This is a genomic window from Streptomyces sp. NPDC037301 (assembly GCF_055602785.1).
The window spans coordinates 24446-42107 of the sequence record NZ_JBVJWD010000012.1 but is presented as its reverse complement, the minus strand read 5'-3'; the positions used below and the strand labels follow the sequence as shown (position 1 = coordinate 42107).

Here is a 17662-nt window from a genome sequence, read left to right as displayed (position 1 = left end):
ACCCGAACCGGACACCGGACCCGCACCAGCGCACGTACACGCGTTCAACGAGGGGAGTGCGAGGAAGCCGTGGAATGGTTCAGCGCCGAGAACATCGTGGCCGTGGCGACCGCCGTACTGGGTGTCCTGGCCTCCGTCGGAGTGCTCTGGTACGAGCGCCGCGTGCCCCGCCGCAAGCGCATCGGCTACCGGGTCCAGATGGACACCCCGATCGGCAGCGACGTCAGTCAGGGCCGGGCCAACGTGCGGCTCGGCCTCTTCAGCGAGACGCCGGACATGGCCGATGCCACGCTCGTCCTGCTGCGGATCGAGAACGACGGCTCGCAGTCCATCGCCGACAACGACTACACAGGCCGTGAACTGCACGGGCTGACCGTCGAGTTCACCGGTCGCACGGTCCGCGGCATCGCGGTCACCCAGTCGCCCGGCGCCGACCATCTGATGGAGCATTTCACCCCGGCCGGCGGGATGCGCCACAGCGGTCCGCTCATCCGGCTGCCACGCGTACCGCTCAACAGGGGCGAGCACTTCAAGCTGCTGGTGCTGCTCACCGGGGCGACCGTGGACAGCCCGATCAGGATCACGGGCGGCATCCGGGACGGCGAGGTGACACCGAACCGCGCTGCCCGCCCCGACGACAAGCCGCCGCTCTTCGGCCGGGCCGCCCGGCTGATCACCGTGGCACTGACCGTCTGCGTCATCACGCTGGCCTCGATCATCCTGATACGGGACGACACCCCGCCCCCGATCGGCTGCGCCCGGGGCAGCCTGACGGTGACCGGTTCCACCGCCTTCGGGCCGGTCGTACGGGAACTGGCGAAGAAGTACGAGAAGGAGTGCGAGGGCTCCACCGTCACCGTCGACGCGCACGGCAGCAACGCCGGGATACGGGAGCTCGCCGACCGGGGGGCCAAGGCCGGGAAGTCCGGCTCACCCGCACTGATCGCCCTCTCCGACGGCCCCAAGCCGGACGGCTTCCCGCAGCTGCGCGAGACCCGGGTCGCCGTCTCGCTCTTCCACCTCGTCGTCAACGACCGGGTACCGCTGAAGAACCTGGCCCTCGCCGACATCCGGAAGATCTACCGGGGCGACATCCGCAACTGGAAGGCGCTCGGCGGGCCCGACCTGCCCGTCCTCCTGGTCAGCCGGGACGCCAACTCCGGCACCCGCGAGGTCTTCCAGCGCCGCGTACTCGGCCGCAACGAACCCGCCCAGTCCTCCCGCGACTGCGCCACCAAGGACGACACGCAGGCCCGGGTCCTGCGCTGCGAACTCGACTCCACCGAACAGGTCCTGGCCGCCGTCGGCCGGCTCGACGGCGCGATCGGCTACAGCGAACTGCGCGCCGGAACCGAGCTGTCGGGAGCGCACCAGCTCGCCATCGACTCCACCGTCCCGTCCGTCGACACGATCGGCTCCAGCACGTACCCGTACCGGGAGATCGAGTACGCCTACACCTACGGCCGGCCGCCCGCCGACTCCCTGGCCTCCAGCTTCCTGGGCTATCTGAGCCGGGGGAACGGCCAGGACGTGATCCGCACGCACGGGCATCTGCCGTGCGCGACACCGAAGGGGCTGCGGATCTGCGGCGAGGACTGACGTACGGATCCGGCGGGAGGGAAGCCGGAGCGATCAGGCGAGGTCCCCCATCCACGCCCGGCGGCCCAGTTCGTCCAATTCGGTCTTCAGCCGACGGCATTCCGGCAACGCCCTGCCCAGCAGGCGCCAGTACTCGGGACCGTGCCCGGTCACCCGGACGTGGGCCAGTTCGTGTGCGACCACGTAGTCCACGAGGTGGATCGGCAATTGGAAGACCGCCCAGTGCAGGGAGATCACCCCGTTGTCGGCCGCGCCGGCCCGGTAGCTTCCCCACCGGTGCCCCAGGTCCCGCACCCGTACCGTCGGCTCAGGAACGTCCATCCGGGCAGCCCAGGGCTGCAGACGCCCCCGCGTCCAACGCTGCCCCGCCCGGCTGTACCAGTCCGCGATCGCCTTGCGTGCGAGCACCGGATCGGCCGCGACCGTACTGTCCGGACGCAGCCTCCCGGCGACGAGACGAACAGCGGGGACCGGGGCTTCGTCCGGCGTGTTGTCGACGACGAGAAGCCGGTGGTCCCGCCCCAGGTACCGGTGGATCTCGCCGTCCCTGAGGGACCGCGTGGGATGAAGCTGGCGTCGCTCCTCGCTGAGCCGCGCCTTGGCCTCGATCCAGCCGGCGCTGGAGCGTACGAAGATCGAGCGTGAGCTTGGCCACGGACGGGCTCCCTGGTGGTGTGGTGCTTGTCCGTTGCCAATGAATCCAGCCCGTTTGTCATCAAACCCAGTCGGCCGACACGGGGGCAAGGTTCTTAAACAGGGCGCTGTTTCAAGACGCTGTGCCCCGGCTGCGCGGGGAGCGGTGACGGCGGTAGTAGGAGACGGTGACGGCGGCGAGCAGGGGGCCCCACAGGACCAGCGGCTGGTAGAGGATGCCGACCACGAGGCCGCCGGTGTCCGTCATGTCATCGTGCGGGTATGTCCACCACCAGGGAACATTGGCCCACATCACGGTCAGTGCCACTGCGCCGAGGGCGGCTGGGACGACGGCGGCCATCGGGCGCACGGCGCGTCCTGCGATCAGCGGTATCCAGCGCGGCACGACTTCGCCCCAGGGGCGCACCAGACCGATCGTCAGGAAGGCGAGAAGCTCGCAGACCACGCTCAGCGTCAGCATCCAGACCTTCGCGCCGAGCGTCTCGAAGTCCGCGAAGCTCTCGTCCAGGTAGCCGGCCGGATAGCCGAGCACCAGGACGATCCGCCATAGCCCGCTCGGCAGTACGGCCAAGGTGGTCAGATGCGCGGCCCAGACCGCCCAACGGGGCGGCGGCGCAACGGAGTTTGCGGCCGTGGCGGCGTCCAGAGTGCTCATGCGACTCATCCTGCCGCCCCGCCCATCGCATTCCATCAGCCTCTGCGCCTGCTCCAGTTGGTCCGCTGGGCTGACGCCTGGCCTGCGTGACCGCGCCGCAAGGCGGACCGACCGTCAGACTTCGAGACGATGGGCGCAGCAAAGTCCGTCCGTGCTGGCTGAGATCCGCCGACGACTGGGTTCAGTGACAAGCGGGCTGGATTCATTGGCAACGGACAGTGCTGGTGATTACGAAGAGACGGCGGCAGGTGACAGGTGACGTGACGGGCCACCCAGCCGATCGCGGACGTACGCCGACGCAGCCTGATAGCCGCTGAGGAGAAGTCTCTCCTCGACGAAGTTCTCTTCACTCCGCAGCAGCTTCATGGCCGTGTAGTCCTCGCGCTGGGTGCGCTCGGTCTCGGGCGTGACATCCCAGAGGTTGTTCTTGAACCAGTCGAAGATCGGGGTGAGCTGCTCGTGACCGTCGTTCGCGGCGCGCGTGAGGAGGAGGGCGTCCTGCCTGGTCGTACGGGTCAGGCGCGTGCGGTCGTGGAGCCGGTCGCCCGGAAATTCGAAGGCCTTGTCGCGACCGGCGTCCCGCTCGAACCACACCTGGCGGCGGCCCTTGGGGTACGCGTAGAGCCATTCCGCCTCGACCCGTCGCGCACCCAGCTCGAACCCGTATGTCCAGCGGACGCCGTCACCGAGGACGAAGTCCGCCTCGTACAGGGATGTCTCCGACGCGGCCTCGGGGTCCAGGGCGAACTCGTCACGGGGGATGCCGTCGCAGGACGTCCAGTCGGCGTAGGAACGCAGGACCGCGTGCTTCATGTTCTTCAGCGCGGCAATCACATTGGACTTGCCTGAGGCGTTGGCTCCGAAGACACCGACGACGGTGTGGACGGGCAGCCGGCTGCCGTCCGAGAGGACAAGGTCACGCGCTGCGGCCCGTTCCCTCTCGCTCCCCTCGGGCGCGACGAACGACAGCTCCTGCTCGTCGCGCAGGGACCGGACGTTCGCCACCCGGAATCTCAGCAGCATCCTGGCTCCTACATGGCGGACAGACCAGTCACACCATCCGGCCCGCGTATGCGGGTGTGCGGCGGCGGTCGACACGTAGTGTCCGGTCGGCCGCCACCGCGATGCTCCCGTCAGGATTCCCTACAGGAAGGAGTTGATCTCGATGGTCTCGGTGCGGCCGGGGCCGACACCGATCGCGGAGATCGGGGCGCCGGACATGTCCTCCAGCGCCTTCACGTACGCCTGCGCGTTCTTCGGCAGATCAGCGAAGGTCTTGGCCTTCGTGATGTCCTCGGACCAGCCCGGCAGCATCTCGTAGACCGGCTTCGCGTGGTGGAAGTCGGTCTGGCTGTACGGGAGCTCCTCGACGCGCTTGCCGTCGATCTCGTACGCGACGCACACCGGGATCTGCTCCCAGCCGGTCAGCACGTCCAGCTTGGTGAGGAAGAAGTCGGTGAGACCGTTGACCCGGGTCGCGTACCGCGCGATCACCGCGTCGAACCAGCCGCAGCGACGGTCGCGGCCGGTGGTGACACCGCGCTCGCCACCGATCCGGCGCAGCGCCTCGCCGTCCTCGTCGAGCAGCTCCGTCGGGAACGGGCCGGCGCCGACGCGGGTGGTGTACGCCTTGAGGATGCCGATGACCCGGCTGATCTTCGTCGGGCCCACGCCGGAACCGGTGCAGGCGCCGCCCGCGGTCGGGTTCGACGAGGTGACGAAGGGGTACGTGCCGTGGTCGACGTCGAGCAGCGTGCCCTGACCGCCCTCGAAGAGGACGACCTTGCCCGCGTCGATGGCGTTGTTCAGGACCAGCGTCGTGTCGGCGACGTACGGCTTGATCTGCTCCGCGTACTGGAGCATCTCCTCGACGATCTTGCCCGACTCGATGGCGCGGCGGTTGAAGACCTTGGCGAGGAGCTGGTTCTTCTGCTCCAGGGCCGCCTCGACCTTCTGCTCCAGGATCGACTCGTCGTAGAGGTCCTGGACGCGGATGCCCACACGGTTGATCTTGTCGGCGTACGTCGGGCCGATACCCCGGCCGGTCGTACCGATCTTGCGCTTACCGAGGAACCGTTCCGTCACCTTGTCGACCGTGACGTTGTACGGGGTGATCAAATGGGCATTACCGCTGATCAGCAGCTTGGACGTGTCCACGCCGCGATCGTTCAGCCCACTCAGCTCGGAGAGCAGGACGGCCGGGTCGACGACGACACCGTTTCCGATGACCGGGGTACACCCCGGCGAAAGGATTCCGGAGGGGAGGAGATGAAGTGCGTACTTCTGGTCACCGACGACCACCGTGTGGCCGGCATTGTTGCCGCCTTGGTAGCGCACCACATAGTCCACGGATCCACCGAGGAGGTCGGTGGCCTTTCCCTTGCCCTCGTCACCCCACTGAGCACCGAGCAGCACAAGTGCGGGCACAGGCGTACACCCCTTCCGGGCGGGGCATGTCCAAGGTCAGGGGGCGTACGTAAACGTCGTACATGCCGTACGACGATGTACGACAAGGCCTGAACCGTCGAACCGGGTGCCCCGGAATAGACGAAGCCCCTGGCGCAATAGCGCAAGGGGCTCTTGCACCAAGATGCTACCCGAGGAAGGACCGAGGTGTCGGCTGCCCAGCCCCCCGGCGACGGTGCGCACCAGCTGCTGGTGGTCATCGACCCGGTAGCCCGCCGGACCGACGGCGAGTCCGTCCGTATCGCGAAGGATGTGCTCAGCGCCGGTTCGCACGCCAAGATCTGTCTGCCCGACGGGCCCGAGGAGTTCGCGCGGGCCTTGTCCCGCCGGGGCAGTCGGCGGCCTGTGGTGGTCGGCGACGACCGGGCGCTGCGGCGGGCGGTGTCCCTGCTGCACCGGGAGCGGGAGCCGGCCCAGGCCGCGCTCTCGCTGATCCCGGTCGGCGCCGCGGCCGCGCTGGAACTCGCCCATTCGCTCGGCGTGCCCCTGGGCGCGGTGGCGGCGGCGCGCACCGCGCTGGACGGTGCCGTGCGCAGGCTCGACCTGCTGGTCGACGACAGCGACGGCGTCGTCCTGGGCGCGCTGCACATCCCGGCCCTGAGCGCCCTGCCGGGCGCGGTGGCCGCCCATACGGGGGTCACGGCGGTCTGGGACACCTGCCGCACCCTGGTCCGCACCCTGGTGCACCCCACCCCGTCGACGCCCCCCGCCCCGCCGCGCACGCACCGGCTGCGGGTCGAGGCGGACGGCGTCCTGCTGAACGATCTGGACCGCCCGGTCGAGTCGGTGACGGTGTCCTCGCAGGGCGGCGACGGGGGCCTCGCGGACGTGGTGATCCGCACCCCGGCGTCCGAACCGGTCACGGCGGAGGCGAAGGCCGTCACGGTCTCGGGCGCGGACTTCCGCTACCGCGCGGACATACAGGTCGGCGGCCCGGTCCGGACGAGGACCTGGACGGTACGGGCGGGGGCCTGGGGGCTGATGCTGCCGGTGGGCGAGGGGTAGCCTCCGGGCGGGCCGGGCGGAAGGGTGGGGCTGGAGATGTCGGACGGTCCGGGTGATGCGCACAGGCCTGCTGTACGACGGGGCCGGCTCGGCTGCCGGGCCCCTGCTCGTGCGCTTCCCTGCCGAGGGGACGGCCGGAGGGACGGGCGATGGGGCCGACGACGGCCCTCCGCCGGAGGGCCTGCTGCGGCTCCTGCCGCCGGGGCCGGACAAATGCCCCTGGGCAGGCCTGCCCGCACCTACCGGCACCGTCGAACTGCGGGGGTGGATCGACGGGAAGCCGGTGGTCGTCGCGTGGATCGAAGGCCGCCCGTACTGGCCGGCGGACCTGTACCGGAACGTCGATCCGTCCGACCCCGGCGCCCTCGAATCCCTGGCGGACATGGTCCCCGGGCCGGTGTGACGGACGCCGTGCGGGGCCGTCAGGCGTGGCTGCGGCCGTCGGCCATCGGCAGGTCGAGCGTCTTGCGGTGCTCGCGCCAGCGGTCCATCATGCCGCTCAGCTCCGACTGCACGAACTCGAAGAACGCCGCGGTCTCGGCGAGCCGGGCGCCGGCCGGGGTGTGCTCGCCCAGGGTGCGGGCGCCGTCCTTGAGGGTGTTCTCCCAGCGGGTGATCACCCGGTCGCGCTGGGTGAAGGTGGTGTACCAGACCTCGTCGTGCAGGCGGTAGCGGTCCCGGCGCGAGCCGGGGTCGCGCTCGCGGCCGATCATGCTGACCTGCGTGAGGTAATTGACCGCACCGGACACGGCCGCCGGGCTGATCTGCAGCGCCACGGCGAGCTCGGCGGAGGTCATCGACCCGTCGTCGTCCACGAGAAGCGCGGCGAAGACACGGGACGCCATCCGCTGCATCCCCGCCTCGGTCATGTCGGACGCGAACCGCTCCACGAACCGCGACACTGCCTCCGCATCCCGCTCGTCGCGCATGCTCTGTTCGGTTTCGCTGGTCATGACCCGATCGTCTCCCCTGATTCCCCGGCCCCCGCCGTGTCCCCAACTTTATACGCTTCCTTAACTTCACAAGTTTGTGAAAGTAGCGTACCTTCAAAAACATGACGAAGGCAATCACGGTGGCCGGGCTGCACAAGTCGTTCGGCCGGACGCACGCACTGGACGGCCTCGACCTCACGGTCGAGACCGGTGAGGTCCACGGCTTCCTGGGGCCCAACGGGTCCGGGAAGTCCACCACCATCCGGGTGCTGCTGGGGCTGCTGCGGGCCGACTCCGGCGCCGCACGGCTGCTCGGCCGCGACCCGTGGAACGACGCGGTCGAGCTCCACCGACGGGTGGCGTACGTCCCGGGTGACGTCACGCTGTGGCGCAACCTCTCCGGCGGCGAGGTGATCGATCTGTACGGGCGGCTGCGCGGCGGCCTCGACCGGACCAGGCGCGCCGACCTCGTCGAACGGTTCGAGCTCGACCCGACGAAGAAGGGCCGTACGTACTCCAAGGGAAACCGGCAGAAGGTCGCCCTCGTCGCCGCGTTCGCCTCCGATGTGGATCTGCTGATCCTGGACGAGCCGACGAGCGGTCTCGATCCGCTGATGGAGGAGGTCTTCCAGGACTGTGTCGCCGAGGAGCGTGCGCGCGGGCGGACGATCCTGCTGTCCAGCCACATCCTCAGCGAGGTCGAATCGCTCTGCGACCGGGTCAGCATCATCCGCCAGGGGCAGACGGTGGAGAACGGTTCGCTGGCGGACATGCGCCATCTGACCCGCACGAACATCAGCGCCGAGCTGGCCGGTGCTCCCAACGGGCTCGCGCATCTGCCCGGCGTCCATGACCTCGACGTCCAGGGCCTGCGGGTCACGCTCCAGGTCGACACGGACAAGCTGGACGCGGTCCTCAAATCGCTCTCCGCATCGGGAGTACGGACGCTGACCAGCACCCCGCCCACGCTGGAGGAGCTCTTCCTGCGTCACTACGCGACCGACGCGACGGGCACGGCCGGCACGACGGACAACGGCGAGGGTGTGGGGGTGGCGGCGCGATGACTGCCGTGACCACGACCGCACCGGTCGGCGCGGGACGCCGGACCGGGTCCGGTACCGGGCAGCTCGCCGGCACCCGGCCCCTGCTGAGGCTCGCGCTGCGGCGCGACCGGATCATGATGCCGATCTGGGTGATCGTGCTCGGCGCTTCCTTCTCCTCGGTCGGGAAGTCCTTCGCCTCGCTGTACGACACGGCCGCCCAGCGTGCCGAGCTCGCCGCGTCGATGAACGCCAACAGCTCGCTCCGGGCGCTGTACGGACCGGTCTTCAACGACTCCGTCGGCGGGCTCGTCAGCTGGCGGATGGTCGGCTTCGGCGGAGCGCTGGCGGCCGTGATGAGCCTGATCGTCGTCATCCGGCACACCCGGGAGGAAGAGGAGACCGGCCGTCAGGAGATGCTCTCCTCCGCCATGGTGGGCCGCCGTGCCCCGCTGACCGCCGCGCTCCTCGCCGCGCTGATCGCCAACGCCGCGCTGGCGCTGATGATCACGGCCGGTATGGCCGGGTCCGGCGGGGGCGGCGCCGGAGCGGTGGCGCTCGCGCTGGCGATCGCCGGGATCGGCATGCTGTTCGCCTGCACCGCCGCGATCGCCGCACAGTTCACCGAGAGCGCACGGCTCGCGAAGGGACTCACGGCGGCGGTGATCGGTGCCGCGTTCGTACTGAAGGCGGCGGGCGACTCGGCGACGGACGACGGCTCGTCCGTACTGACCTGGCTCTCCCCCATCGGCTGGGCGGAGAACGTGCGCGCGTACGCGGACGAGCGCTGGTGGGTGCTGCTCGTCATCGCGGCGGCCGTCGCGGTCCAGGCCGCCCTCGCGTACACCCTGGCGGGGCGGCGCGATGTCGGCATGAGCTTCCTGGCGACCCGGCCCGGGCCCGCGCAGGGGCGGATCTCCACGGCGTTCGGTCTTGCCCTGCGGCTCCAGCGCGGTTCGCTGATCGGGTGGACGCTGTCCTTCGCCGTGGTCGGTGTCGTCTTCGGCGGGCTGACCGGCGGGGCGGCGGATCTCGTCGGCGACAACGCGAAGACGCAGGAGATCTTCGAGCGGATGGGCGGACAGTCCGGGCTGACCGACGCGTTCCTCGCGGCGATGGTCTCGATGCTCGGGATGGTCGCGGCGCTGTACATCGTCGCGACGGTGCTGCGGCTGCACGGCGAGGAGACCGCCGGGCGCGCCGAACCGGTGCTGGCGGGCGGGGTGAGCCGGATCGGGTGGGCGGCCGGTCATCTGGCCATCGCCTTCGGCGGCGCCGCCCTGATCATGGCGGTCGGCGGCCTCGGCCTGGCCGTCGGCTACGGCCACGAACTCCCTGCCGTGCTGGGTGCGTCGCTGGTGCAGCTTCCGGCGATCTGGCTGCTGGGCGCGGTGGCGGTCCTGCTGTACGGGGCGCTCCCGAAGGCGGCGGTGGCGTCCTGGGGTGTGGCCGGGATCTGCCTGGCGCTGGGGTGGATCGGACCCGCCATCGACCTGCCGCAGCCGGTGATGGACGTATCACCGTTCACGCATCTGCCGAAGCTGCCGGGGGGTACGGGGATGGAATGGGGCCCGGTGCTGGCACTCACCGCGACCGCGGTGGTGCTGGTGGGGGCCGGGCTGGCGGCGTTGCGGCGACGCGATGTCCTGACGTGACGCGAGGGCGGGGGCGCCCCGGGTGCAACCTCCCCGCGGCGCAGCCGCGTCACCCTGACCATGGAGAACCGACGCGAAGCCATCCGCGGGGTCGCCGGATGCATGGTCGCGGCCGCCGGCGGGGCCGCCGGGATGCTCGCCTGGGCTCCCTACGGCCGGCGCGGGATCTTCGGCGGCTTCGAGGGCGAGTCGGAGTGGAACGTGCTCCTGCTCGGGCTGCCGGTCATGACTCTCGGTGGCATCGCGGCCGGGATCGCGCTCTTCGCCCTCGTACAGGGGAAGTGGCGGCGGGCACTCGGGGCGGCGGCACTCCTGACGGCCCTTGCCGGCTTCGGGGTGGCGTTCGAGGTACTGGAAGGACCGCCACTGAACTGCGGGCCGGGGTGCTGACTCCCGGCCCGCACCGTGCCCGGCCCGCCGGACCGCACCGTGCCCGGCGCGCCCGCCTTACTCACCCCGTCACAGCTCGACGCGCAGTTCCTTCAGGCCCCTGATCACATAGCCCGGGTTCCACTCCGGCTCGGCCGCCAGTCGCAGGTTCGGGGCGCGGCGCAGCAACTCACCGAAGGACGCAGCCAGTTCGACCCGGGCCAGCGGGGCGCCCAGGCAGAAGTGGATGCCGGCGCCGAAGGTGATGTGGGGGTTCTCCCGGCGGGCCAGGTCCAGGGTGTCCGGGGCCGGGAAGCGGGCCGGGTCGCGGTTGGCGGAGCCGAAGAGCAGGGCCACCTCGGAGCCGCGCGGAATGACTGTGCCGTCGATCTCGATGTCGTCGAGGACCCAGCGCTCGAACATCTGCAGCGGAGTGTCGTACCGCATCAGTTCCTCGATCGCCGTCGGCAACAGCCCGTGGTCGGTGCGCAGGGCGGCCAGTTGCTCGGGGTGGCGCAGCAGCGTCCACCAGCCGTTCACCGTGGTGTTGACGGTCGCCTCGTGGCCCGCGTTGAGCAGCAGCACACAGGTGGAGATCATCTCCTGCTCGCTCAGCCGCTCCCCCTCGTCGTGGGCGGCGATGAGCGCGGAGATCAGATCCGTCCCGGGGTTCTTGCGCCGCTCCTTGATCAGCTCGCGCAGATACGCGGAGAAGTCGAGCGAGGCGCGGACGGCGGCACGGGCGGTGTCGTCGGACGGGTTCAGTTCAAACATTCCGCAGATCGCCGCCGACCAGGGGCGCAGCGGGGCACGGTCGGACTCCGGGATGCCGAGCATCTCGGCGATGACGGCCACGGGCAGCGGTTCGGCGACGGCCGTCAGCAGATCGCCGCCGCCCGCCTCGACGAACGAGTCGGCCAGCCCGGCGGCCAGCCGCCGCACAGTCGGGACGAGCTGCTCGACCGTACGCGGAGTGAACGCCTTGGAGACCAGGCGCCGGATCCGGGTGTGGTCGGAGGCCTCCAGGTCGAGGAGCCCCTGGCCGTTGAGGGTGTGGAAGGGCTCGTGCTCCGCGGGCGGCGGCGTACGGCCGAACTCCTCGTGGGTGAAGCGGTGCAGATATGTACGGCCCAGGCGGCGGTCGCGCAGCAGCGCGGACACATCGGAGTGGTGCGGGACGAGCCACTGGTCGGTCGGCTCGAAGTAGTGCACCCGGCCGGCTGCTCGCAGCGCGGCGTAGGCCGGGTACGGGTCGGCGACGAACGCCGGGGACCAGGGGTCGAAGAGGACGAAGGGGGCGTCGGCCGCGGAACGTGAGGACGGGTGCATATACGGACGCTAACCGGACCCGACGGCCGCCGACCACCCACCCCTGGGTCACGTCTGCCGCCCACCCCCGGGTCCCGTCGGCCGCCCACCCCGGGCCCCGTCGCCGACCAGCGACCCCGAACTCCCCGGACTCCTCAGGACGGCGTGACCAGCCGGGCCTCGTACGCGAAGACCGCCGCCTGCGTGCGGTCGCGCAGCCCCAGCTTCACCAGGATGCGGCTCACATGCGTCTTGATGGTGGATTCGGCAACCACCAGATGCGAGGCGATCTCGGCGTTGGACCGGCCCTGCGCGATGAGGACGAGCACCTCCGTCTCGCGCTCGGTGAGGTCGCCGATCCGGGCGAAGGCGGGCAGGCGCGGGGTCTCGGAGAGCTTCGAGAACTCATTGATCAGCCGCTTGGTGACGGTCGGGGCGAGCAGCGCCTCACCGGCGGCCACCACCCGTACCCCGTCGGCGAGTTGGCGAGCGGAGGCGTCCTTGAGGAGGAAGCCGGACGCCCCGGCGCGCAGCGCCTGGTACACGTACTCGTCGAGGTCGAAGGTGGTCAGTACCAGCACCTTGGCGTCCGCGTCGGCGGCGACGATCTCGCGGGTGGCCTCGATGCCGTTGAGTTCCGGCATCCGGATGTCCATCAGCACCACATCGGGGCGCAGTGCCGCGACCTGCGCGATGGCCTGCCGGCCGTCGACGGCCTCGCCGACGACCTCGATCCCCGGCATGGCGTTGAGCAGCACCGAGAAGCCCTCGCGGACCATCATCTGGTCGTCGACGATCAGCACCCGGATGGCCGGGGCGGTGGGGATGGTCATGCCTTCGCCCCCTGTTCCGCCTGCGACTCGTGCGACTTGTGCGTCCCGTTCGGCTCGTCCGTGTCGCAGATGGGTTGGACGGGGATGAACGCGGCGATCTCGTAACCGCCCTCCTCCGTCGCCGCGGCCGTCATGTCGCCGTTCAGCATCGTGACCCGCTCCCGCATTCCCGTGATCCCGTGACCGGCCCCCGGCGAGGGCTTCACCGGACCGATCGGCGGCCCGTTGACGACGCGCAGACCGAGTCCGCCCAGCACATAGCCGATCTCCACCTTGGCAGTAGCGCCCGGTGCGTGCCGCAGTGTGTTGCTGAGGGCCTCCTGAATGATCCGGTACGCCGACAGCTCGACGCCCTGCGGCAGTTCACGTACCGCGCCGGTGACCGTCTTCTCCGTCTCCAGACCGGCCTCGCGCACATTGGCGAGGAGCCCGTCGAGCTGGGCGAGGGTGGGCTGCGGGGCGTCCGGCGCCTGGTAGTCCTCGGCCCGCACGACGCCGAGGACCCGGCGCAGTTCGGTGAGGGCGGCGACCGCGTTCTCCCGGATCGTGACGAAGGCCTGCTCCAGCTCGGGCGGCGGATTCTCCACCCGGTACGGGGCGGCCTCGGCCTGGATCGCGACGACCGACATGTGGTGGGCGACCACGTCGTGCAGCTCCCGGGCGATGGTGGTGCGCTCCTCGAGCAGTGTGCGCCGGTCGCGTTCGACAGCGGTCACGGTGCGCTGCACGGTGACCTCGCGCTCCGCGTCGCGACGGATCTGCACTACGGCCACCACCAGCAGCGCGAACGCGGAGGCCATGACAAAGGTGGAGGTGGTCGAGGAGCGGTACCAGCCGCCGAAGTTCTCCAGCACGGCGCCGAACACCAAGGTGAAGCCCCACATCCAGGCGGCGGTACGGGGCCGGGTCCGGGCCGCGACCACGACCAGCACCGTCAGATGCGAGAGGAAGGTGCTCGGCGCCCAGGGCCAGGAACCACCGCTGGCGACCGCCGCGAACGGGGTGAGCGCCATCGAAATCCAGAACGCGCCGACCGGCCTGACCAGCGTCATCAGCACGGAGGCCACAGGGAGCAGCACGATCAGGACGAGATCGACCACGGAAAGCAGACCGAAGGAGTCCGACGAGACGAGGCCTATGAAGGCCGTGAGCAGTGCGGCGGCCCCGACCAGCGCGTGGGGTGTCCAGGCGGCACGCTCACGCATCCGCTCCGGCAACTGTCGCAGCAGCGGCCCGTCGGTCCGCATCCGCTCCAGCGGACGGTACTCGAAGGCGTTGCGGAAAAGGTCCTGCCGCAGGCCGCCCAACGCCCCTGCGGCCAGTTTGATCTCGGGGCTTCTGCTCTTGGTCTCGGTCACGTTTCCAAGGTAGGGGCCGGATCGGCCCGGGTCGTCACCAGCGATACGGATCCTGCGCCGTCCGTCGCAAGTACTACGGGGCCGCACCGGCGCCGGGCCCCCCGCTCACCAGGCGAGCTGGGCGAGCTCCTCCGCCACCACCGCGCACGCGTCGCTGGCCGGGTCGATCAGCGGGTAGTGACCGACGTCGGGCAGCAGGGTCAGGCCCACCGTCTCCCCCGCCTTCGCCGCCGCGTCGACGAACGCCTCCGAGACGGCCTGCGGCACATCGACGTCGGTGGTGCCCTGCACCACCGACGTCGCGATCCCGGTGGGCAGCAGCACGGCCGGGTCGGCGTGCGGGGCCCGCGCCTCGAAGTCCTCCTCGCGGCCGAGGAATTGACCGACGGCCCCCGAGCACACGTTCAGCTCGACGGCCGTGGTGAAGTCGGCGATCGGCGCGAGGGCGACGACACCCCGCAGCGGCGGCGGCGCGGGCAGCCGCCACGGCGAGCCCTCGGGCAGTACGTGCCGGGCGGCGGCCCACAGGGCGAGCTGCCCGCCGGCGGAGTGCCCGGTGACGACGATCCGCCGGGCGTCGGCCTGCGGAAGTTCCCGGGCCAGCAGGGCCGGCAGCGCGTCCATCGCCGCGGCGACGTCGTCGAAGGTCTCCGGCCAACGACCCGCGACCGGACCGGAACCCCGCTGCTGCGGGATCTCACTGCCGCGCCGGTACTCGACGCTGGCGACGGCGAAACCGCGCCGGGCCAGGAAGTCCGCGAACGGCGACACATGCTGCCGGTCGTACGGCGCCCGCCACGCCCCGCCGTGCAGGACGACCACGACGGGCGCACCGGTCCGGCCGTCGCGCGGAGCGTAGAAGTCGATCACCTGGTCGGGGTGGTTGCCGTAGGCGGCCGATGCATCGGGGGCGACCGGTGGATGCGAGAGTGCCGACTCGGTCTCGGCTGCGTCACGATCACGCGCGGCAGAATCCGACATGCTGCTCCAACCGTCCTGTATCTGAGCCCAACAGCTCAACAACCCAACAACCCAACAACCCAACTGGCCTGACGTGCGGGGACGGTACCAGTACGGAAGGTTCCCGTCCCCGCCGACGGATCATGCAGGGGCCCCTGGGTGCCAGCTGCTAGGGCTTCAGCACCTCACCCAGTACGCGCGCCGCCCGTTCCACGTCCGCGAACCCCACGTACAGCGGCGTGAACCCGAACCGCAGCACGTCCGGCCGCCGCAGATCCCCGACGACACCCCGCGCGATGAGCGCGCTCATCACCGGTTCCGCGTCCTCGCACCGCAGCGCGACCTGGCTGCCGCGCTCCGCGTGCGCGGCCGGGGTGACGGAGGTGACCCGGCCCTCGGGCACATGCTCGGCGACGCACTCCAGGAAGAAGTCCGTCAGCGCCAGGGACTTGGCCCGTACCTCGTCGATGGACACCCCGTTCCACACGTCCAGCGACGCTTCGAGCGCCAGCATGGAAAGGATGTCGGGGGTGCCGACCCGGCCCCGTACGGCACCGTCCGCCGGGGCGTACCCGGGTGTCATGCCGAACGGGTCGGCGTGCGACGTCCACCCCGGCAGGGGCGAGTCGAAGGCCGCCTGGTGGCGCTCGGCGACGTAGATGTAGGCGGGCGAACCGGGGCCGCCGTTCAGGTACTTGTACGTGCAGCCGACCGCCAGGTCCACGCCGTGCTCGTCGAGGCCGACGGGCAGGGCGCCCGCACTGTGGCACAGGTCCCAGACGGCGAGGCCGCCCGCCGCGTGCACGGCGGCGGTGAGTCCGGGCAGGTCGTGGAGCCTGCCGGTGCGGTAGTCGACATGGTTGAGCAGGACGGCCGCGGTACGGGGGCCCAGCGCACCGGGGACCTCGGCGGGGGTGACCGGGACGAGCCGGTGGCCGGTCATCCGCGCCGCGGACGCGGCGATGTACCCGTCCGTGGGGAAGGTCGTCGCGTCGACGAGGATCTCGTCGCGCCCCCCCGTCGCCAGCCGGGTCGCCGCGACGACGGCCTTGAAGACGTTCACACTGGTCGAGTCCCCGACGACGATCTGCCCGGCGGCGGCCCCGACGAGCGGGGCGATCCGGTCACCGATCCGTTCCGGCGCGGTCCACCAGCCGCTCTCGTCCCAGGACCGGATGCGCAGCTCGCCCCACTCGCGGGTGAGGACCTCCTGCACCCGGGCGGGTACGTGGGCGGGCAGCGCACCGAGCGAGTTGCCGTCGAGGTAGACGGTGTCGTCGAGGGTGAACAGCTTGCGCAGATCGGCGAGCCGGTCGGCGGCGTCGAGTGCCGCGGCCCGCGCGGCGAAGGTCTCAGACATGACTGCGCGCCGTCCACAGCTCGGGGAAGACGTTCTTCGTGGCCCGTTTCTCCAGCCACGCGACCCCGGCGGAACCGCCGGTCCCGGTCTTCGAGCCCATCGCGCGCCGGGTGGCGACGAGGTGGTCGTTGCGCCAGCGCCACACCAGTTCACCGACGTCGGTGAGCGCCTCGCCGAGCCGGACCAGCTCGTCGTGCTGGTCTGGGTTGGCGTAGATCTCCGCCCAGATGGCCTCGACCTCGGGGGACGGCTCGTACTTCTGCGTCAGGTCCCGGCCGAGCACGGCCTGCGGTACGGCGTGGCCGCGCCGGGCGAGCAGGGCGAGCGTCTCGTCGTACAGACTCGGTTCGGCGAGCGCCTTCTCCAGCTCGCCGTGGACGCGGGGCGCGCCCCGGTGCGGCACGAGCATGGACGCAGACTTGTCGCCGAGCAGGAACTCCATCCGCCGGTACATCGCCGACTGGAAGCCGGACCCCTCACCGAGGGCGGCGCGGTAGGAGTTGAACTGGGCGGGGGTGAGCTGGGCGAGCGGCGTCCAGGAGGCGTTGAGCGCCTCCAGTTCCCGCACCGACCGCTTGAGCGCGTCGCGCGCGACGGGCAGCCGGTCCTCGCGCAGGGCGTGCGCGGCGGTCTCCCACTCGTGGACGATGACGGTGAACCACAGCTCCATGACCTGGGTGGTGACCAGGAAGACCATTTCGCCCGGATCGTCGGAGCGAAGGTGCTGGAGATGGGTCAGGACATCCGCCTGGACATAGTCCTCGTACGGAGTCGTTCCCGCGAAGTCGAGGTGCGGGGTCTGCGCACCGGTGGCTTCGGGGTCGGGGTGGATCGTCGACATTGCTGTCTCCTCGACACGAGCTTCCGGGTAGCGGTCCGCCCCTTCCGTGAGGTGGTGGAGCTCCGGTCCCCTGCCCGCATCCTAAACGGAGCCCGCAGGAGCGCGCAGACCCCGCAGATACCGGTGCAGCTGCGGGGTCCGGAACGTCACAAGGTGTACGTGTACGTCTGGCCGAGGGCCTCGGTCGGCCTCTAGCCGAGGGTCTCGGCGGCGGTCGGCGAGGAGTCGCGCAGGAACGTCGAGCAGCGCTCGTACTCCTCCTGCTCGCCGATCGCCTGGGCGGCCCGCGCCAGGGCGTGCAGGGCGCGCAGGAAGCCGCGGTTCGGCTCGTGCTCGAACGGTACGGGGCCGTGCCCCTTCCAGCCGGCCCTGCGCAGCGCGTCGAGGCCGCGGTGGTAGCCGGTGCGGGCGTAGGCGTACGACTCGATGACGCGGCCGCCCTCGAACGCCTCGTCGGCGAGCTGTGCCCAGGCCAGCGAGGAGGTCGGGTACTTCGCGGCGACGTCGGCGGGGGCCGTGCCGTTCGCGAGCAGCTCGCGCGGCTCCGGGTCGTCGGGCAGGTGGGTCGGGGGAGGCCCCCCGAGCAGGTTCTCGTGGATCGACATGGGTTCAAGTGTGCCTGGCAGA

Annotated in this window: 18 protein-coding genes; 6 read left to right on the top strand and 12 right to left on the bottom strand. The window is 70.8% G+C overall.

Features of this window, described 5'->3' with window-relative positions:
* Positions 1–69 precede the first annotated feature (69 nt).
* A complete protein-coding gene (locus ACZ7IB_RS20385; protein ID WP_470914193.1) occupies positions 70–1599 on the top strand; it encodes a substrate-binding domain-containing protein in 1530 nt (509 codons plus the stop codon).
* A gap of 33 nt (positions 1600–1632) precedes the next feature.
* On the opposite strand, the gene ACZ7IB_RS20380 is transcribed toward ACZ7IB_RS20385, so the two are convergent.
* The 4 genes from ACZ7IB_RS20380 to ACZ7IB_RS20365 all read right to left on the bottom strand — a co-directional run bounded on the left by ACZ7IB_RS20380 (position 1633) and on the right by ACZ7IB_RS20365 (position 5335).
* On the bottom strand, positions 1633–2343 hold the full coding sequence (locus ACZ7IB_RS20380; protein WP_470914189.1) for a YgjP family zinc-dependent metalloprotease: 711 nt from the start codon (positions 2341–2343) through the stop codon (positions 1633–1635).
* Positions 2344–2365: 22 nt separating this feature from the next.
* A complete protein-coding gene (locus tag ACZ7IB_RS20375) occupies positions 2366–2908 on the bottom strand; it encodes a hypothetical protein (protein ID WP_470914186.1) in 543 nt (180 codons plus the stop codon).
* Between the two features lie 228 nt (positions 2909–3136).
* Positions 3137–3931: an AAA family ATPase gene (locus ACZ7IB_RS20370; protein ID WP_470914184.1), complete on the bottom strand. Its 795-nt coding sequence runs from the start codon at positions 3929–3931 to the stop codon at positions 3137–3139.
* A 120-nt stretch (positions 3932–4051) separates the two neighbouring features.
* Positions 4052–5335 (bottom strand): adenylosuccinate synthase, encoded by a 1284-nt coding sequence (locus ACZ7IB_RS20365; protein WP_470914183.1) that lies wholly within the window; start codon positions 5333–5335, stop codon positions 4052–4054.
* A gap of 186 nt (positions 5336–5521) precedes the next feature.
* Here ACZ7IB_RS20365 and ACZ7IB_RS20360 point away from each other — a divergent pair, with 186 nt between their 5' ends.
* Both ACZ7IB_RS20360 and ACZ7IB_RS20355 read left to right on the top strand, forming a co-directional pair.
* On the top strand, positions 5522–6379 hold the full coding sequence (locus ACZ7IB_RS20360; protein ID WP_470914181.1) for a diacylglycerol kinase family protein: 858 nt from the start codon (positions 5522–5524) through the stop codon (positions 6377–6379).
* 55 nt (positions 6380–6434) lie between these two features.
* Positions 6435–6782 carry a hypothetical protein gene (locus ACZ7IB_RS20355; RefSeq protein ID WP_470914179.1) on the top strand — a complete coding sequence of 116 codons (348 nt, stop codon included), beginning with the start codon at positions 6435–6437 and terminating at the stop codon, positions 6780–6782.
* A 19-nt stretch (positions 6783–6801) separates the two neighbouring features.
* On the opposite strand, the gene ACZ7IB_RS20350 is transcribed toward ACZ7IB_RS20355, so the two are convergent.
* Entirely contained in the window at positions 6802–7332 is a 531-nt protein-coding gene (locus ACZ7IB_RS20350; protein WP_470914177.1) for a GbsR/MarR family transcriptional regulator, read from the bottom strand.
* Between the two features lie 101 nt (positions 7333–7433).
* On the opposite strand from ACZ7IB_RS20350, the gene ACZ7IB_RS20345 reads away from it, so the two are divergent.
* From ACZ7IB_RS20345 to ACZ7IB_RS20335, 3 genes are read left to right on the top strand one after another with little or no spacing between them, the layout of a single operon-like run.
* Positions 7434–8375: an ABC transporter ATP-binding protein gene (locus ACZ7IB_RS20345; protein ID WP_470914176.1), complete on the top strand. Its 942-nt coding sequence runs from the start codon at positions 7434–7436 to the stop codon at positions 8373–8375.
* A complete protein-coding gene (locus ACZ7IB_RS20340) occupies positions 8372–10006 on the top strand; it encodes an ABC transporter permease (RefSeq protein WP_470914174.1) in 1635 nt (544 codons plus the stop codon). Before ACZ7IB_RS20345 ends, ACZ7IB_RS20340 begins: the two co-directional genes overlap by 4 nt.
* A 60-nt stretch (positions 10007–10066) precedes the next feature.
* Complete coding sequence (locus ACZ7IB_RS20335; RefSeq protein ID WP_470914173.1) at positions 10067–10396, top strand: hypothetical protein; 330 nt, start codon at positions 10067–10069, stop codon at positions 10394–10396.
* 69 nt (positions 10397–10465) lie between these two features.
* Here the strand turns inward: ACZ7IB_RS20335 and ACZ7IB_RS20330 are convergent, their stop codons facing one another.
* From ACZ7IB_RS20330 to ACZ7IB_RS20300, 7 genes are all read right to left on the bottom strand, one after another.
* The gene (locus ACZ7IB_RS20330; RefSeq protein ID WP_470914170.1) at positions 10466–11704 is read right to left on the bottom strand and encodes a cytochrome P450; all 1239 of its coding nucleotides are present in this window, start codon (positions 11702–11704) and stop codon (positions 10466–10468) included.
* Positions 11705–11838: 134 nt separating this feature from the next.
* A complete protein-coding gene (locus ACZ7IB_RS20325; RefSeq protein WP_470914169.1) occupies positions 11839–12516 on the bottom strand; it encodes a response regulator in 678 nt (225 codons plus the stop codon).
* Positions 12513–13874, bottom strand: a complete 1362-nt coding sequence (locus ACZ7IB_RS20320) for a sensor histidine kinase (RefSeq protein ID WP_470914167.1) — start codon at positions 13872–13874, stop codon at positions 12513–12515. Before ACZ7IB_RS20320 ends, ACZ7IB_RS20325 begins: the two co-directional genes overlap by 4 nt.
* Positions 13875–13979: 105 nt before the next feature.
* Entirely contained in the window at positions 13980–14855 is an 876-nt protein-coding gene (locus ACZ7IB_RS20315) for an alpha/beta hydrolase (RefSeq protein WP_470914165.1), read from the bottom strand.
* A 148-nt stretch (positions 14856–15003) separates the two neighbouring features.
* A complete protein-coding gene (gene kynU, locus ACZ7IB_RS20310; protein WP_470914164.1) occupies positions 15004–16194 on the bottom strand; it encodes a kynureninase in 1191 nt (396 codons plus the stop codon).
* Positions 16187–17035 (bottom strand): tryptophan 2,3-dioxygenase family protein, encoded by an 849-nt coding sequence (locus tag ACZ7IB_RS20305; protein ID WP_470914162.1) that lies wholly within the window; start codon positions 17033–17035, stop codon positions 16187–16189. The genes kynU and ACZ7IB_RS20305 overlap by 8 nt, the downstream gene beginning before the upstream one ends.
* A gap of 191 nt (positions 17036–17226) precedes the next feature.
* Entirely contained in the window at positions 17227–17640 is a 414-nt protein-coding gene (locus ACZ7IB_RS20300) for a DUF3151 domain-containing protein (protein ID WP_093899369.1), read from the bottom strand.
* Positions 17641–17662: the final 22 nt, after the last annotated feature.

What these genes read in the sequence shown, in the direction of transcription:
- ACZ7IB_RS20375 (WP_470914186.1), bottom strand. Translation starts at nt 2,908, where the DNA reads ATGAGCACTCTGGACGCCGCCACGGCCGCAAACTCCGTTGCGCCGCCG.
- ACZ7IB_RS20370 (WP_470914184.1), bottom strand. Translation starts at nt 3,931, where the DNA reads ATGCTGCTGAGATTCCGGGTGGCGAACGTCCGGTCCCTGCGCGACGAG.
- ACZ7IB_RS20355 (WP_470914179.1), top strand. Translation starts at nt 6,435, where the DNA reads ATGCGCACAGGCCTGCTGTACGACGGGGCCGGCTCGGCTGCCGGGCCC.
- ACZ7IB_RS20350 (WP_470914177.1), bottom strand. Translation starts at nt 7,332, where the DNA reads ATGACCAGCGAAACCGAACAGAGCATGCGCGACGAGCGGGATGCGGAG.
- ACZ7IB_RS20345 (WP_470914176.1), top strand. Translation starts at nt 7,434, where the DNA reads ATGACGAAGGCAATCACGGTGGCCGGGCTGCACAAGTCGTTCGGCCGG.
- ACZ7IB_RS20340 (WP_470914174.1), top strand. Translation starts at nt 8,372, where the DNA reads ATGACTGCCGTGACCACGACCGCACCGGTCGGCGCGGGACGCCGGACC.
- ACZ7IB_RS20335 (WP_470914173.1), top strand. Translation starts at nt 10,067, where the DNA reads ATGGAGAACCGACGCGAAGCCATCCGCGGGGTCGCCGGATGCATGGTC.
- ACZ7IB_RS20330 (WP_470914170.1), bottom strand. Translation starts at nt 11,704, where the DNA reads ATGCACCCGTCCTCACGTTCCGCGGCCGACGCCCCCTTCGTCCTCTTC.
- ACZ7IB_RS20325 (WP_470914169.1), bottom strand. Translation starts at nt 12,516, where the DNA reads ATGACCATCCCCACCGCCCCGGCCATCCGGGTGCTGATCGTCGACGAC.
- ACZ7IB_RS20315 (WP_470914165.1), bottom strand. Translation starts at nt 14,855, where the DNA reads ATGTCGGATTCTGCCGCGCGTGATCGTGACGCAGCCGAGACCGAGTCG.
- kynU (WP_470914164.1), bottom strand. Translation starts at nt 16,194, where the DNA reads ATGTCTGAGACCTTCGCCGCGCGGGCCGCGGCACTCGACGCCGCCGAC.
- ACZ7IB_RS20305 (WP_470914162.1), bottom strand. Translation starts at nt 17,035, where the DNA reads ATGTCGACGATCCACCCCGACCCCGAAGCCACCGGTGCGCAGACCCCG.
- ACZ7IB_RS20300 (WP_093899369.1), bottom strand. Translation starts at nt 17,640, where the DNA reads ATGTCGATCCACGAGAACCTGCTCGGGGGGCCTCCCCCGACCCACCTG.